A 14,616-nucleotide genomic window follows, 5' to 3' on the forward strand; every position below is an offset into this window, starting at 1 on the left:
GCTCCTAAAGCCCCCCTGGGGGTAAATGGGGGGGGCGCCCTACTGCCTCGGCCCCCCCCCCGGTTCCCCCACCCACCCTGTGAAGAGCAGCAAGAGGAGATTCCAGTATGCGCCAGAAAGCCGTTTTCTATCACGCCGGATGCCCGGTCTGCGTCGATGCCGAGCAGCAGCTCGCGTCCTCGCTGGATCCGTCGCGGTACGACGTGGAAGTTGTCCACCTGGGCGAACAGAAAGCCCGCATCGCCGAAGCCGAGGCCGCGGGCGTGCAATCCGTGCCGGCGCTGGTGCTGGCCGGTCTGCCGTTGCACATCAACTTCGGTGCCGCCCTGGCCGATCTGCGCTGACCGGACGGTCTTCGCGTTTCAATGCCCTGCCGGGCGGGCTTCGGCCTGCCCGGTCCATTTCCCGAAAGGAGATTGGCGTCCGCGCCCCGCATGGACAACACCTACCATCCCCTTGCGCCTGACTGGCAGGTGCAGCAGTGGTTCAACACGCCCACGCCGCTGACGCTGCCGGCGCTGCGCGGCAAGGTCATCGTGCTGGAAGCCTTCCAGATGCTCTGTCCCGGCTGCGTCTCCCATGGCCTGCCGCAGGCGGTCCGCGTGCATGCCGCTTTTCCTCATGACCAGGTCGCGGTGGTCGGGCTGCATACCGTCTTCGAGCACCGCGACGTGATGACCCCGGCCGCGCTGCAGGCGTTCCTGCACGAGTACCGCATCCCGTTTCCCGTGGGCGTCGACCAGCCCGCGCCGCGCGGTCCCATTCCGGTGACCATGCGCGCCTACGCCATGCAGGGCACCCCCACACTGACCCTCATCGATCGCCAGGGCCGGGTTCGCCAGCAGCATTTCGGCCAGGTCAGCGATCTGGTGCTGGGCGCGCAGATCGGCGCACTGCTGGGTGAGGCGCCGGCCAATGCCGGGGAGCCCACCGCCATCGCCGGATGCACGGGCGACGGTTGCGCCGGCCCCTTCCCCCCTGCCCCGGCCGGGACCGCCGAATGAAGAATGCCATCGTCATCCAGCATGTCGGTTTCGAGGACGCAGGCCACCTGGCGCCGCTGCTGCGGGAACGCGGATACCGCATCACCACCTATCGGCCTCCCGCCGACGAGGTGTGGTCCATCGATCCCTTGCATGTCGATCTGCTGGTCATCCTGGGTGGTCCCATGAGCGCCAACGACCATGGGCATGATCCCGCCATCGCCGACGAACTGCGGCTCGCTTGCGTGGCCGGCGAACGCGGCATCCCGCTGCTCGGCATCTGCCTGGGCGCGCAGATCATCGCGCTGGCCCAGGGCGGCAAGGTCGCGCCGATGCCGGCGCGGGAGATCGGGATGGCGCCGCTGCGTCTCACCGATGCGGGGAGGGATTCACCGCTGCGCCATCTGGCGGGCGACCAGCCGGTGCTGCATTGGCACGGCGAAGCCATCGCCCTGCCGCCGCATGTCGAACGCCTGGCGGAAACAGACGCCTGTCCGGTGCAGGCCTTCCGCGTGGGAACGCGCATCCTCGGCCTGCAATTCCATATCGAGACCGAGCTGCATCGACTGCGCGAATGGACCGAAGGGCATGCCGGCGAAGTGCGCGAGAGCGGCGTGGACGCCGTGGCGTTGCAGGAAGCCGGCCGACGGCAGGCCGACGCCGCGAGCGACCTGTGCCGGCGGATACTGGGGGAATGGCTGGACGCGCTGCCGGCCTGATCCGCGCGCTCGGGCCGGACTCAAGCGCACCCGGCCATCAGGGCGTGCGCTGCGCGTTCCATTCCGCCACCTGGCGTTTCGCGTCGGCCAGCATCCGATCCAGATCCGCACGGTCATGCACGGCGCCGCGCAGCACCACCGCGTGGATCGCACGGGTGGCCTGGATGTCTTCCAGCGGGTTGCGATCCAGCAGGACCAGATCCGCGGCCTTGCCCGGCGCGATGTCGCCATAGCGATCCAGGCGGTCGAACCAGGCCGGGCCGGCGCGCGTGGCCGAGGCCAGCGCCTGTGCGGGCGTCAGGCCCTCCTTGACGTACAGCGACAGTTCCTCGTGCAGGCCGATGCCGGGATAGTTGTACGAATTCAGGAAACCCGCGTCGGTGCCGGCCATGAGGGTGACGCCCGCCTGCTGCAGCAGCGGCAGCACCGCCGCCAGCTCGCGGTAGTGCTCATGCCGCGCGGTGATCTGTTCAGGCGTCGCCTTGGCGGCACGCTCCACCCGCCAGGCGTAGGTCGCGCGCAGGCCCGGGCCGATGTAGGCGAGATAATCATCGTCCTTGTGATCGTCGACATCCAGGAAATCGATGATGCGGCCCCCATTGAGGGTTGGCGTGACGTATACGTCCTTCGCGGCCAGCTGCCGGTACGCGGCCAGCGCGGTATCGCGGTCGAATCCCTGCCGCAGGCGCTGGTTGGCTTCGGCGCGGTCGATGCGACCGGCTGCGAAATCGGCGGCAATCCCCGCCTCGTCCTTCACGCCGGCCTTGTACGCGTAGTCGATGTGCTCCAGCGAACGGATGCCGGCGTCCACCGCCTGCGAAACGGTCAACGCCATCGGGATGTGCCCGGAGGTGCGCAAGCCGGCTTCGCGCGCCCGCGACAACGCATACAGGAACAGCGGTGGCGTCAGCGTGCTGTCGGTGATCTTGACGAAGTCGACGCGGTCAGCGCGCAGGCGGGCGAGCGCCGCGTCGACGCCGGCCTCGTCGCCCACCTCCAGGGTGCCCTTCCATACCGGGCGCAACCCTTCGATCTTGGCGCCGGAGGTGAACAGCTGCGGCCCCGCCAGGGAACCGGCGCGGATCGCCTCGCGCCACGCCAGCACCTGCTCGGGCAGGTCGCCGGAGGCGTCGCGGATGCTGGTGATGCCATGCGCGACGTACAGCGGCAGCAGCGCCTTGTTCTCCTCGACCAGCGCGGGGCCGCCACCGAAGTGCACATGCATGTCCCACAGGCCGGGAATCAGGAACCGTCCGCGACCGTCGATGCTGCGCCTGGCCTGCCAGCGACCGGCGAGTTCCGCGTCCGGGCCGACCGCCACGATGTCCTGCCCACGCAGGACCACGGCCTGATCCGGCAGCACCCGCGCCTGGGCGACATCGACGACCGCGGCATGGCGGATGACCACGTCGGCGGACTCGGCGGCGAAGCCCGGCAGGGCCAGCGCGAGGGCGAAGGGGAACGCGGAGAGCAGTGATCTGAGCATGGGGTATCCGGTAGCTTCGAAGCGGGCGCGCTCGATGAAAACGCGCGTGGAAATCGGAAAGGTTGGCTGCGCGAAGGGAGATGCGCGCAGCCAACCGGTGCTGGAAGGGGAACAGCAGGCCGGACCACCCGGCCGATCCTGCTATCCGCGTGCGCCAGCCCGCACGAGGAGATTGACGATGCCGTGGTAATGGCGCCGGCGCGCATGCTGCAACGGGGTGACGCCCTCGCCGTCGGCGAGGTTGACGTCCGCGCCCGCGCCGATCAGCGCTTCGACGATGCGGACATGGCTCGGTCCGCCCTGCCCCAGGATGATCGCCTCCAGCAGCGCGGTCCAACCCAGCCGGTTGACGTGGTCGACGTCCACGCCGGCCTCGATCAACGCCCGCACCGTTTCCACATGGCCGCGTTCGGCGGCCGGAATCAGGGCCGTGCCGCCGTAACGGTTGGTGCTGCGCAGATCGGCGCCGTGCGCCAGGGTCATCCGCAGGATATCCAGGTGGCCACGGGCGCCGGCATAGAGATAGGGACTGTCCTGGATGGCGTCCTTGGCGTTCACGTCGGCGCCGGCCCGGATCAGGACGCGTGCCGCCTCGACCTGGTTGGCATGGGTGGCCAGCAGCAGCGCGGTGCGGCCCTCGCCGTCGCGTGCGTCCACGCTGGCTCCCTGCCCCAGCAGGACGTCGATCGCCCGCGCGTCGCCCGCGGCGGCCGCTTTCCACAAACGGTTGTCCAACTCTCCTCCTTTCGCGCCGACACATGCCGCCAGCAGGAGCGAGGCGGCGAGCAGGCAACCCGCGCCCACGCGGTACACCATCGATGACATCGGGAACTCCAGGCTGACGCCGGGAACTGGGCCGCGGGCGTGCGGCCCCGGGACGGCATCTTCCTGAGTCCCGGCGGGGTCGGGGCACGCTTGCCCGGACCTGGTGCTGATGCTAGAACGCCCGCCATCCATCGGGAAATTAAATATTCAAATGGCCGGAATCCAGAAAACGAATAGACCCCTGATCGAACTGGACCTGCTGCGCGCCCTGCTGATGGTGGCCGACTGCGGCAGTTTCACCACCGCCGCGACCCATCTGCATTCGACCCAGTCGACCATCAGCCAGAAGATACGCCGGCTCGAGGATCTGACCGGGCATCGGCTGCTCACCCGGGACACCCGAGACGCACGGCCCACCGAGGCCGGCCAGGTACTGCTGGGCCACGCGCGGCACATGCTCAACGTCAACGATCAGTTATTCGACAGCCTGGCCGGTGTCACCGTGGCCGTGACCATCCGCCTGGGCGTGCCGGACGATTTCGCCGGAACCCGCGCCACCCGCATGCTCGCCGCGTTCACCCGCCGGCATCCGCAGGTGAAGCTGGAAGTCACCACCGGCCTGAGCCGGGACCTGGCGCAGGCCTACGATCGCGGCGAACTGGATCTGGCGCTGGTCAAGCAACGTCGCAATACCCGCGAAGCCGTCCGCTGCTGGCCCGAACCACTGCACTGGATCGACAGCCCTGCCCGTCCGAGCCTGCATCAGGATCCGGTTCCCTTGGTGACCTTCCCCATGCGCGGCCTGTATCGGGAAGAGATGATCAGCGCCATCGAAGCGGGTGGGCGGCGCTGGCGCATCGCCTTCTCCAGCTCGTCCCTGGCCAGCATCCAGGACGCGGTCGCCGATGGCATGGGCATCAGCCTGCTGCCGAAGCGCGCCATCACCCGGCACCACAAGGTGCTGGATCGTCGCCACGGATTGCCGTCGGTGGACAGCTATGAAGTCGCGCTGTTCCATCGCCCCAGCGCCGACGCCCTGGTGCGGGCGCTGGCCGCCGAACTCGGGCGCCTGGTCGCCACGCCGCGCACGCGGGGCTGATCGCGTGCAGCGCCTTCCGCGAGCGGCGCTGGCCCGCCGCGCGCGCTCATACGTCCGCTGACTCGCAGTAGCGGGCGATGAAGTCCTGGTGCAGGGGCATCGCTTCCACGGCCTTGGCCAGTCCCTGGCGCACGCGCTCGACGAAGCTGGCCAGTTCATCCTCCGGCATTTCGTCCACGATGGGGTGATAGCCGCGCGGCACGATGCGCTGGCCGAGCATCACCTGGACCCAGCTCGGCAGCGCGAAGAAATCCTCCCCATTGCGGAAGTAGCGCCCATCCAGGCGGAACAGCTCGACCGTCTCGCGCAGCGTGTCCGGTATCGCCATCGTGCGGCAGTGATTCCAGAACGGCGTATCGTCGCGTTCGGTCGCGTTGTAGTGCAGGACCAGGAAATCGCGGATCCTCTCGTACTCGAAGATCGAGTCGCGGTTGAAGCGATCGATCAACAGGGGATCGAAACCCAGATCGGGAAACAGGCCGAGCAACCGCTGCAGGCCGGACTGGACCAGATGGATGCTGGTGGATTCGAGAGGTTCCATGAAGCCACCCGCCAGGCCCAGCGCGACCACGTTGCGGTTCCAGAACCTGCGCCGGCGGCCGGCGGTGAAGCGCAGCGGGCGCGGGTCGATCAATGCCGGACCATCGAGATTCGCGAGCAGGGTCGCGGCCGCCTCGTCGTCACTGAGATACCGGCTGGAGTAGACGTAGCCATTGCCGACGCGATGCTGCAACGGAATCCGCCACTGCCAGCCCGCCGCGCGCGCCGTGGAACGCGTATAGGGAGTCAGCGGTCCCGCGCTTTCCGACGCCACCGCCATCGCCCGGTCGCACGGCAGCCATTCCGACCAGTCCTCGTAGCCGGTTTTCAGTACCTGTTCGATCAACAGGCCGCGGAATCCGGAGCAATCGATGAACAGATCGCCCTCGATGCGTTCGCCGCTCTCCATCACCACCGCTTCGATGAAACCATCCCCGGCGCGCTGGACGGCATCCACCACCTTGCCCTCGATGCGGGTCACGCCTCGCCGCTCGGACAGGTTGCGCAGGTAGCGCGCGTAGAGGCCCGCATCGAAGTGGTAGCCGTACGCGATGTCCGCCAGCGGCGATCCGGCGGGCGCCTGTTCCGGGCTGGTCATGAACCTGTGCAGCGGCGCGGCCACCGTGGGCAACGAGTAGGCGCCGATACCGGGGACGCGGCCGGACTGGAACAGCTTGAGCCAGAATTGGTGGAACGGCAGCGGTCCGAGCGATCGCCCGATCGTGCCGAAGCCATGGATGTAGCTGTCGCCGATGCGCGCCCAGTCGTTGAACTGGATGCCCAGTTTGAAGGTGCCACGGGTCTGGGTGACGAAATCGGCTTCGCGGATGCCCAGCACCTGCGCATTGAACAAGCGCATATGGGGGACGCTGGCCTCACCCACCCCGATGATGCCGATCTCTTCCGATTCGATCAGGCGGACCTCCGCGCCCCGGCCGATGAAGGTGGCCAGCGTGGCCGCCGCCATCCAGCCGGAACTGCCTCCGCCGACCACGACCACGCGCCGGATTCGATTGTCGGTATCCGTCATGACCTGCCCCTCCCCGGGAGTCTCCTGCGGCTTGCCAAAGAAAATCCCCCTCGCCCGGAGGCGAGGGGGATGGATGCCACGACTCAGAACTTGTAAGTCAGGCCCAGGTACAGGATGCGGCCGGAGTACGTGTTGGAGTAGGTGCGGGCATCGGTGTCGTTGCCCAGGTGCTCCCGCTGTTCCGACTTGGTCGCATTCAAAACCGAACCCGTCAACGTCAGGTAGTCGGTGATGTTGTAGGCGGCATTCAGATCGAGTTGGTCATAGGGTTCGCTGTAGATCGTGAAGCCATTGTTCAAGTTGCCGATGACTTCACCGCGACGGTTGTAGGAGGCGCGGGCCAGGAACCTGTCGTTCTCGTAGAACACCGTGAGGTTTGCCTGGTTCTTGGCGCTGCCCGCCAACGGCGAGTCACCGATGTTCTCTCCGTCAAGGACGATCGAGGCCAGGTTGGTGTCGTTGTAGGTGTAGTTGGCCTGGAAGCCGAAGCCGGTGTCGAAGGTGTGCTGCGCATACAGCTCCACGCCCTGCGATACCGCATCGCGACCATTGGCATCGGTGCTGTAGCCCTGGATGGTCACCGTTTCCCCACCCACCACCAGCTGCTGGTCGCGGACCACTTCGACGGTGAAGTTCTTGACGTTCTTCCGGAACAGTCCGGCGCCCAGCACCGAGCCGGGCTTGTAGTACCACTCCAGCCCGACATCAAACTGGGTCGCCTCGAACGGCTGCAGATCCTTGTTGCTGCCCGAACCGTACCAGCCCGGGTTGGTGGTACCGCCCGCCACGCGCCGATCGTTGCTGTACTCCTCGCTGTAGAACTGGAGACCGCCGGGATAGGCGATGCTGGTGTAACCCGCGCGTGAAATGACCTTGGACGCGGCGGCGCGCAGCACCAGGTCGTCCCTCAGGTCATAGGCGATGTTGAAGCTGGGCAGCACGTCGGTGTAGGACTTCTCCAGCGAGGCCAGCTCGTAGGTCTTCTCGCGCACGTCGCGGCGGACGAAGCCGGATTCGCAGACGGTTCCCGCGGGCGGCTCGCCGGCCGGGCACGCCAGCGGGTTGCCGTCCGGACCGTCGACGAAGTAGTCCATGAACCGCTCGACCGAATCGGTGGATGCGGCGCTCTGCTTGGTCCTGACGACGCGCACGCCGATGTTGCCGCGCAGGCGATCGGTGCGGAAGTTGGCCTGGAAGTAGCCCGAATAGATCTTCTCGCCGACGTTGTAGATGAAATCCGGTTCGCGCCGGTTCTGCATGCCGCCATAGCGGCTGTTGAGGTAGTTGATGTAGGCCGGGAAATTGATGCCCGGGAAGACGTTGGCGTTGAAACCGCCGGCGATGTTGCCGATGGGTTTCGAATAGAAAAAGCCGGGCTGGGCGATGCCCTTCTCCGGATCGTCGCAACCGCCGGACTGGTAGCGCGCCTCGTAATCGTCCGGCGAGGCTCCCTGGCAGACCCAGTAGGTGTTGCCGGTATTGCGATGGACCTTGCCGTCCCGGTACTTCGCGCCGAACTGGATCGAATCCAGCCAGCCGTCCTCGAACAGCTTGGTGAAGTCGGCCTGGAAGTAGTTCTGCTCCAGTTCGGTCTCCATCCAGGACGAGTCGGTGGAGCCGGTGTCGATCTCCGCCACGCCCGCCATCAGCATGTCCTGCAGGTTCGGCGAGAAGGTCGCCGTGGGCGTACCCGTCAAGTCCCAGGCGCTGTAGGTATTGCCCGCCTGCCAGACGCCATCGACCTGGCGACGCGGCTTGGCCGACATGCGGAAGTTCATCGACGGGCCACCTTCGGACCAGGTCCGGCCGCCCTTGAACGAGGCCTTCCAGAGCGGGCCGATATCCCATTCGATCGCCAGGTCGGCGGTCTGCGAAAGCGCCTTCTCGCGGCTGTAGCCGCCGGTCAGCTGCGGGGTCGGGATGGTGCAGTCGTCCGGTCCCCAGCCGCCCGGTTCCAGGCCGGCGGCGGCGGCTTCGTCCTCGCTGCAGTAGTAGGTCTTGCCGGGCAGCTTTTCGTACTCGGCGCCGGTGACGATGGTGCCGCTGCGGTCGAAGGTCAGCCCGTTGAGCAGCCGGCCGCCCGGCCAGTTGCCGTCGCCCGAATAACGCGCCAGGTTCCATTCCGGAATCTTCAGCATGTTCAGGGTGTAGTCGCCCTGCAGCTCGAAGCGGAAATAGTTGGCGGTCAGGGTGAGGTTGTCCGTCGGCTTGAACTGGAAGGTCAGCTGCGCGCCCTCGCGCTCGCGCTCCTCTTCGCGGACGGCGAAGTTGACCGAGGTCGGCATGAAGAAATTCGAATAGTAGTCGCCGCCCTGGTTGTAGAAACCGGACTGGCCCCACCAGTAGTGGATGCCGTCCTGGGTCTGCGGACGTCCGTTGACGTCGACCGCGGGCGAGCCCTCGTAGTCGTCGCCATACCACTGGTAGTCCTCGGTGGTGACTTCCATGCTGCGGTTGGTTCGTTTCTGCTTGGTCACTCCCACCAGGACGCCGAACCGGTCGTCATCGCTGTGCCAGGAATACATCGCCGACAACTGCGGATCGGTGGTCTTGCTGGTGTCGGAATAGGTGCCTTCGACGGTGGCGAAGCCCGAGTTGCTTTCCATGTCCAGCGGGCGGCGGGTGTGCAGGATCACCGTGCCGCCGATGCCGCCTTCGTCGATCCGGGCTTCCGGCGTCTTGAACAGTTCCGCGCTGGACAGCATGTTGGCCGGCAGCAGGGTGTAGTTGAACGAGCGCGACGCTTCATCGTTGGTCTCGGACGAGGCGATGTAGTTGCCGTTCAACTGGGTCAGGGTGAGGTCCGAGGACAGGCCGCGCACGCTGACGGTTTTTCCTTCGCCGCCATCCCGGGTGATGATCACGCCGGGCACGCGCTGCAGCGCATCGGCCACGTTCTTGTCGGGGAACTTGCTGACGTCCTCGGCGGTGATGACCTCGACCACCGCGTTGGCGTTGCGTTTCTGTTCGAGACTCTGCTCGATCGAGTAGCGGTAACCGGTGACCGTGACCTGGTCCAGGTCGGTGGCGGTGGCGGGCGTGCCGGTCTGGGCCGGGGGTGCCGCCTGCTGTGCGAGCACGCTGCCCGGCAATGCGGCCGTCGCGGTCAATGCGATGGCGATCGCCGTGGACAGCGAATTCCTGATGCGCTTGCGTGGAACCTGTTTCATTTCAATCACCCTCTCCTGGATTGAATCGGTTACTGACGCTGGATTTTGTATCGATCTAAATTTTTCGGAACCTTTGCCTCGTTCAAATACGCGGAGATCACCCCGTTGCCGGAATGACTGGATACGTCGGTATCGCCCCGCCAGTGCTTCCCACTCGTGACCGCTTCCGTATTTGGATCGATTCAAGCGATGGGCGGCAGATTATTAGCACAGGGATTTCCCGGGTGCATGCTGCCCCGCAGCATCGCCCGTCCAGCCTTTCAGAGGTGCGCTCCACCCGTCGTGCGGGTCGCGAATCGGGAAAGCCATGCCGGCCCTGTCATCCCGCAGGAACCTGCCTCCGGATACCGAACGGAACCCTTCAGGGGTTCCGGCCGGTCCAGGCCAGGGGATGCAGCGAGGCGTGCGCGACCTCGATGCGGACCATGTCGCCGAAGCCACGCGATTCCACCAGGCATCGCAACAGGCGAATGACCGCGCCGTGGGTCACGACCAGTGTCCGTCCGCCATGGGTTCCGGCCTCGCGGGCGATCTCGTCCAGTGCGGCGCCGAGGCGATCACGAAATGCGCCGAAGGCTTCCGCTCCCGGTGGCGCGTGATGCTCCGGATCGCTCCAGTAGCGCTGCAGGGTGTCCGGCGAATCGCGCTGGAGTTGTTCGATCGGAACACCCTGCCATTGGCCGAAGTCGTACTCGACCAGGCGCGCGTCCAACCGCAGCGGCAGGTCGCGACGCTCCGCCAGTTCTTCGGCGAATGCCGCGCATCGCTGCAGGGTGGAAGACACCACCCGATCCCAGTGACGCGCCGTGCAAGCCTCGCGCAACTGCGCCCAGCCCAGGGGCGAGAGCGCATCATCCAGTTGCCCGCGATAGCTGACCTGGCCGGTGTCGCCGTGGCGCATCAGTTCGATGCTGGTGCCGCCGTGCCGGCGCGTCACGGCAAGGTTCCCTTCAGTGCCAGCGGCAGTCCCGCCGCCACCCATGCCACCCGTCCGCAGACCTGCGCCAGGTCTTGGTGCAGGCGACCGGCCTCGTCGACGAAGCGGCGGCTCAGTTCGCCCATCGGCACGACGCCACAACCGACTTCGTTGCTGACCAGCAGGATCTCCCCCGGCAGGCCGGGCAGCGTCGCCAGCAATGCCCCGCGCTCCCGATCAAACATCGCGCCGTCGGCGTCAAGCAGCAGGTTGTTCAGCCACAGGGTCATGCAGTCCACCAGCAGGCAGCGATCCTCGGCCGCATGCCGCGCCAGCGTCGCGGCGAGCGCGGTGGGTGCCTCGATACAGGCCCAATCCGACGGCCGTCGCGCGCGATGGTGCGCGATGCGCGCCGCCATTTCGTCGTCGCCGATGCGGGCGGTGGCGACATAGGTCACCGGCAGGCCGGAGTCCGTCGCCCAGCGCTCGGCCAGCGCGCTCTTGCCGGATCGCGCGCCCCCCAGGATCAGGCTATGCATTGAGCCTCCCGTTCCAGCAGATGGAGCAGCGTCGTGGTATCGAGATGCGTCTCGACCGCGTCGGCCAGCCGCTCGATGGCGGCTTCGCGCAACGCATGAACGTCCGTGGCGACCGGCCTTTCCAGCCCGGCCCAGCGCAGCAATGCGGCCAACGCCGGCGGCGAATCGAACAGGCCGTGCACATAGGTACCCAACACCTGGTCATCCGCCGAACACGCGCCATCGGCATGCCCGTCCTCGAGCAGCAACGGAGCCGAGGCAAGCCCGCCGCCCTGGCTGACACCGCAATGGATTTCGTAGCCCGTGACGGGCACCTGGCCATCGGCGAGGCGAAGAACACCCCGGACATTGCGCAGCCGTTTCTCCGGCGCCAGCGTGGTCTCGATGTCCAGCCATCCCAGTCCCGTGCTGGCGCCGGGAGTGCCTTCGACGCCCCCGGGATCGGCGATGACCCGGCCGAGCATCTGGAAGCCTCCGCAGATGCCGATCACCTTGCCGCCGTAGCGCAGGTGCCGTGCCAGTACCGGTTCCCAGCCCTGCGCACGCAACCAGGCCAGATCCGCGCGGGTGGACTTGCTGCCCGGCAGGATGATCAGATCGCAGGGCGGTGGTGTTTCGCCAGGGCCGATGAAGCGGAAGTCCACTTGCGGATGCGCGCGCAGCGCGTCGAAATCGGTGTGGTTGCTGATGCGTGGCAGCGCCGGCGCCACGATCCGCAGGCACGCATCGGGCTTGTCGGCAACGGACGCCGGCAAGGCGTCCTCGGCCTCCAGATGCAGGCCGTGCAGATACGGCAACACGCCCAGCACCGGCTTGCCGGTCTCGCGTTCCAGCCAGGCGAGACCGGGCTCCAGCAACGCCCTGTCGCCGCGGAACCGGTTGATGACGAATCCCCTCACCCGCCGCCGCTCGCTTTCCGACAACAGCGCCAGCGTGCCCACCAGGTGTGCGAATACCCCGCCGCGATCGATGTCGGCCACCAGGATCACCGGGCAGTCCACCGCTTCCGCGTATCCCATGTTGGCGATGTCGTTCGCGCGCAGGTTGATTTCCGCCGGACTGCCGGCGCCCTCCACCACCACCACCTCGTGGGCCGCGCACAGCCGCGCATGCGAGGCCAGCACGGCTTCGCGCGCTACCCGCTTGTAGTCGTGATAGGCCGCGGCATCCAGTCGGGCCACCGCCTTGCCATGCAAGATCACCTGCGCACCGGCGTCGCTGTCCGGCTTCAACAGCACCGGATTGAAATCGGTGTGCGCGGCGAGCCCGCAGGCCTGCGCCTGCACCGCCTGCGCACGCCCGATCTCGCCACCGTCGATCGTCACGGCCGAGTTGAGCGCCATGTTCTGCGGCTTGAACGGTGCCACCCGCACGCCCCGCCGATGCAGCCAGCGGCACAGTGCGGTGACCAGCGTGCTCTTGCCCGCGTCCGAGGTGCAGCCCTGCACCATCAATACCCGCGCGTTCATGCGATGGCCGCCGCGTGGATATCGCCCAGAGCCAAGCGCAATCGCTCGAAGCCGGATTCGTCGGCAGGTAAACCGAAGCGCAGGCTGGACGGTGCCTCGAACAGGCGGGTCAGGATCGCCTGCCGCGCCAGGGCCTCGTGCAGTCCGCGCGCAGCCGGAAACCGGCACCATTGGAACAGCGCGCAGCCGCCCGCCGGCGCCAGTCCCGCGCCATGCAGCGTCCCGGCCAGGCGCTCGCCGGCGGTACGCAGGCGGGCGCGTGCCATCGACTGCCAGTCCGCATCGGCCAGGGCCAACCGCAACGCATGCCGGCTCGGGCCGCTCAGGGTCCAGGGGCCCAGCCGTTCGCGCAAACGATCCAGCAACGGGGGTGCCGCGCACACGAAGCCGGCGCGTGCGCCCGCCATGCCGAAGAACTTGCCGACAGAGCGCAGCACCACCAGTCCCTCGCGCCCACTTTCGGCACATAGGCTGGCTTCCGGTTCCACGTCGATGAATGCCTCGTCGACGATCAGCCAGCCGCCCCGGCGCGACAGATCCGCATGCAATGCAAGCAGATGCTCCATCGTGAAGCGTTCGCCGCCCGGATTGTTGGGATGGATCAGCACGATCACGTCGAACCGTTGCACCGCCGCCCGCAGCGCTTCCGCCGGCAGGGTTTCCACCGCGTGCCCCGCCTGTCGCCAGGCGTGCGCATGTTCGGCATAGCCCGGGGCGATGACGCCCACCCGCGACGCCGCGCGCAGCTGTGGCAGCGCCTGGATCGCGGCCTGCGAACCGGCGACCGGCAGCAGCGCCGGCGCGCGGTAGTACGCGCGCGCGATGTCAATCAGACCGTCGTCGTCCTCCGGCAGGCGGTGCCAGGCCGACGCCGGCAGGGCCGGCACCGGCCACGGAAACGGACTGACGCCGGTGGACAGATCCAGCCATTGATCCGCGGGAATTCCATACTGCCGCGCCGCGCGCAGCAGGCGGCCACCATGTTCAAGCATGCATCACCTCCCAGCCGATTCCGATCAGCAGCGCGATCGACAACCACATCGCCACGCCACGATTCACCAGCATCCGTGCGGCCGCGATTGCTTCCACGTCGGCCGCCCTGCCCTCGCCCAGCGCCGGGCGCGCCTGCCAGACGCCGTGGTAGGGCGCCGCTCCTCCCAGCTGGACGCCAAGCGCGCCGGCGCCGGCCGCCATCACCGGGCCGGCGTTGGGACTCTTCCAGCGCCGCCCCTGGGTGCGCCAGCAGTGCAATGCGCGCGAGGTGCGTCCAAGCAGCGCGTACGTCATTGCGACCAGGCGCGCCGGGACCAGGTTGAGCAGATCATCCACGCGCGCCGCGGCCCAGCCGAAGCGTCCATGGCGCGGCGTGCGGTAGCCCCACATCGCATCCAGCGTATTGGCCAGCCGGTACAGCACCACGCCGGGCGCACCGAGCACCGCGAACCAGAACAGGGCGGCGAACACCGCATCGCTGCCGTTTTCCAGCACCGATTCGGTCGCCGCGGCGGCCACCTGCGACGCATCCAGCCCGTTGGTGTCGCGGCTGACCATGTGCCCGACCGCGCGCCGCGCGCCATCCAGATCGCCGGCGACCAGCGCCGCCTCGACGCCGCGCGCATGCTCACCGAGACTGCGCTGCCCGATCGCCAGGTACAGCAGCACCGCCGCGAAGCCCGTGGCCAGGCCCGGCGATAGCCGTTCCAGCCAATCCCGGATCCACACGACCACCGCGACCACCGGCAGGACCGCCAGCGCCCAGGCCAGCATCCCGATGATCCGCGCATCGCGATACAGGCAATGTTCCAGCCGGTTGGCCCACCGACCGAAACCCACCAGCGGATGCCAGCGCCGGGCCTCGCCCAGCCACGCATCCAGGCAGACACCGGCGAGCATCGCCAGC

Annotated in this window: 13 protein-coding genes; 4 read left to right on the forward strand and 9 right to left on the reverse strand. The window is 67.6% G+C overall.

Features of this window, described 5'->3' with window-relative positions:
* Positions 1–107 precede the first annotated feature (107 nt).
* The 3 genes from AC3DE2_RS05285 (at position 108) to AC3DE2_RS05295 (ending at position 1,702) form a co-directional block, all read left to right on the forward strand.
* Positions 108–344 carry a hypothetical protein gene (locus AC3DE2_RS05285; RefSeq protein WP_295383361.1) on the forward strand — a complete coding sequence of 79 codons (237 nt, stop codon included), beginning with the start codon at positions 108–110 and terminating at the stop codon, positions 342–344.
* Between the two features lie 90 nt (positions 345–434).
* Positions 435–1,004, forward strand: coding sequence for a redoxin domain-containing protein (locus AC3DE2_RS05290; protein ID WP_488425366.1), 570 nt, complete (start codon positions 435–437; stop codon positions 1,002–1,004).
* Positions 1,001–1,702, forward strand: coding sequence for a glutamine amidotransferase-related protein (locus tag AC3DE2_RS05295; protein ID WP_488425367.1), 702 nt, complete (start codon positions 1,001–1,003; stop codon positions 1,700–1,702). The genes AC3DE2_RS05290 and AC3DE2_RS05295 overlap by 4 nt, the downstream gene beginning before the upstream one ends.
* Before the next feature lie 37 nt (positions 1,703–1,739).
* Here the strand turns inward: AC3DE2_RS05295 and AC3DE2_RS05300 are convergent, their stop codons facing one another.
* Positions 1,740–3,188 carry an amidohydrolase family protein gene (locus AC3DE2_RS05300; RefSeq protein WP_488425368.1) on the reverse strand — a complete coding sequence of 483 codons (1,449 nt, stop codon included), beginning with the start codon at positions 3,186–3,188 and terminating at the stop codon, positions 1,740–1,742.
* Positions 3,189–3,329: 141 nt separating this feature from the next.
* A complete protein-coding gene (locus AC3DE2_RS05305; protein WP_488425369.1) occupies positions 3,330–4,013 on the reverse strand; it encodes an ankyrin repeat domain-containing protein in 684 nt (227 codons plus the stop codon).
* Between the two features lie 151 nt (positions 4,014–4,164).
* On the opposite strand from AC3DE2_RS05305, the gene AC3DE2_RS05310 reads away from it, so the two are divergent.
* Positions 4,165–5,052, forward strand: coding sequence for a LysR substrate-binding domain-containing protein (locus AC3DE2_RS05310; protein ID WP_488425370.1), 888 nt, complete (start codon positions 4,165–4,167; stop codon positions 5,050–5,052).
* Positions 5,053–5,098: 46 nt separating this feature from the next.
* On the opposite strand, the gene AC3DE2_RS05315 is transcribed toward AC3DE2_RS05310, so the two are convergent.
* From AC3DE2_RS05315 to cbiB, 7 genes are all read right to left on the reverse strand, one after another.
* Positions 5,099–6,622, reverse strand: a complete 1,524-nt coding sequence (locus AC3DE2_RS05315; protein WP_488425371.1) for a tryptophan halogenase family protein — start codon at positions 6,620–6,622, stop codon at positions 5,099–5,101.
* An 83-nt stretch (positions 6,623–6,705) separates the two neighbouring features.
* Complete coding sequence (locus AC3DE2_RS05320) at positions 6,706–9,792, reverse strand: TonB-dependent receptor (protein ID WP_295383371.1); 3,087 nt, start codon at positions 9,790–9,792, stop codon at positions 6,706–6,708.
* 361 nt (positions 9,793–10,153) lie between these two features.
* Positions 10,154–10,693, reverse strand: a complete 540-nt coding sequence (locus AC3DE2_RS05325; RefSeq protein ID WP_488425755.1) for a histidine phosphatase family protein — start codon at positions 10,691–10,693, stop codon at positions 10,154–10,156.
* A gap of 32 nt (positions 10,694–10,725) precedes the next feature.
* Positions 10,726–11,247: a bifunctional adenosylcobinamide kinase/adenosylcobinamide-phosphate guanylyltransferase gene (gene cobU, locus AC3DE2_RS05330; protein WP_488425372.1), complete on the reverse strand. Its 522-nt coding sequence runs from the start codon at positions 11,245–11,247 to the stop codon at positions 10,726–10,728.
* Positions 11,235–12,716, reverse strand: a complete 1,482-nt coding sequence (locus AC3DE2_RS05335; protein ID WP_488425373.1) for a cobyric acid synthase — start codon at positions 12,714–12,716, stop codon at positions 11,235–11,237. The genes cobU and AC3DE2_RS05335 overlap by 13 nt, the downstream gene beginning before the upstream one ends.
* Positions 12,713–13,708: a threonine-phosphate decarboxylase CobD gene (gene cobD, locus AC3DE2_RS05340; RefSeq protein WP_488425374.1), complete on the reverse strand. Its 996-nt coding sequence runs from the start codon at positions 13,706–13,708 to the stop codon at positions 12,713–12,715. Before cobD ends, AC3DE2_RS05335 begins: the two co-directional genes overlap by 4 nt.
* The gene (cbiB, locus tag AC3DE2_RS05345; RefSeq protein WP_488425757.1) at positions 13,701–14,609 is read right to left on the reverse strand and encodes an adenosylcobinamide-phosphate synthase CbiB; all 909 of its coding nucleotides are present in this window, start codon (positions 14,607–14,609) and stop codon (positions 13,701–13,703) included. Before cbiB ends, cobD begins: the two co-directional genes overlap by 8 nt.
* Between the last annotated feature and the right edge of the window lie 7 nt (positions 14,610–14,616).

It is taken from the genome of Pseudoxanthomonas sp. 68-E7 (genome assembly GCF_057773145.1).

What these genes read in the sequence shown, in the direction of transcription:
- AC3DE2_RS05335 (WP_488425373.1), bottom strand. Translation starts at nt 12,716, where the DNA reads ATGAACGCGCGGGTATTGATGGTGCAGGGCTGCACCTCGGACGCGGGC.
- AC3DE2_RS05310 (WP_488425370.1), top strand. Translation starts at nt 4,165, where the DNA reads ATGGCCGGAATCCAGAAAACGAATAGACCCCTGATCGAACTGGACCTG.
- cobU (WP_488425372.1), bottom strand. Translation starts at nt 11,247, where the DNA reads ATGCATAGCCTGATCCTGGGGGGCGCGCGATCCGGCAAGAGCGCGCTG.
- AC3DE2_RS05285 (WP_295383361.1), top strand. Translation starts at nt 108, where the DNA reads ATGCGCCAGAAAGCCGTTTTCTATCACGCCGGATGCCCGGTCTGCGTC.
- AC3DE2_RS05305 (WP_488425369.1), bottom strand. Translation starts at nt 4,013, where the DNA reads ATGTCATCGATGGTGTACCGCGTGGGCGCGGGTTGCCTGCTCGCCGCC.
- AC3DE2_RS05320 (WP_295383371.1), bottom strand. Translation starts at nt 9,792, where the DNA reads ATGAAACAGGTTCCACGCAAGCGCATCAGGAATTCGCTGTCCACGGCG.
- AC3DE2_RS05325 (WP_488425755.1), bottom strand. Translation starts at nt 10,693, where the DNA reads ATGCGCCACGGCGACACCGGCCAGGTCAGCTATCGCGGGCAACTGGAT.
- cbiB (WP_488425757.1), bottom strand. Translation starts at nt 14,609, where the DNA reads ATGCTCGCCGGTGTCTGCCTGGATGCGTGGCTGGGCGAGGCCCGGCGC.
- AC3DE2_RS05315 (WP_488425371.1), bottom strand. Translation starts at nt 6,622, where the DNA reads ATGACGGATACCGACAATCGAATCCGGCGCGTGGTCGTGGTCGGCGGA.
- AC3DE2_RS05295 (WP_488425367.1), top strand. Translation starts at nt 1,001, where the DNA reads ATGAAGAATGCCATCGTCATCCAGCATGTCGGTTTCGAGGACGCAGGC.
- AC3DE2_RS05290 (WP_488425366.1), top strand. Translation starts at nt 435, where the DNA reads ATGGACAACACCTACCATCCCCTTGCGCCTGACTGGCAGGTGCAGCAG.
- cobD (WP_488425374.1), bottom strand. Translation starts at nt 13,708, where the DNA reads ATGCTTGAACATGGTGGCCGCCTGCTGCGCGCGGCGCGGCAGTATGGA.
- AC3DE2_RS05300 (WP_488425368.1), bottom strand. Translation starts at nt 3,188, where the DNA reads ATGCTCAGATCACTGCTCTCCGCGTTCCCCTTCGCCCTCGCGCTGGCC.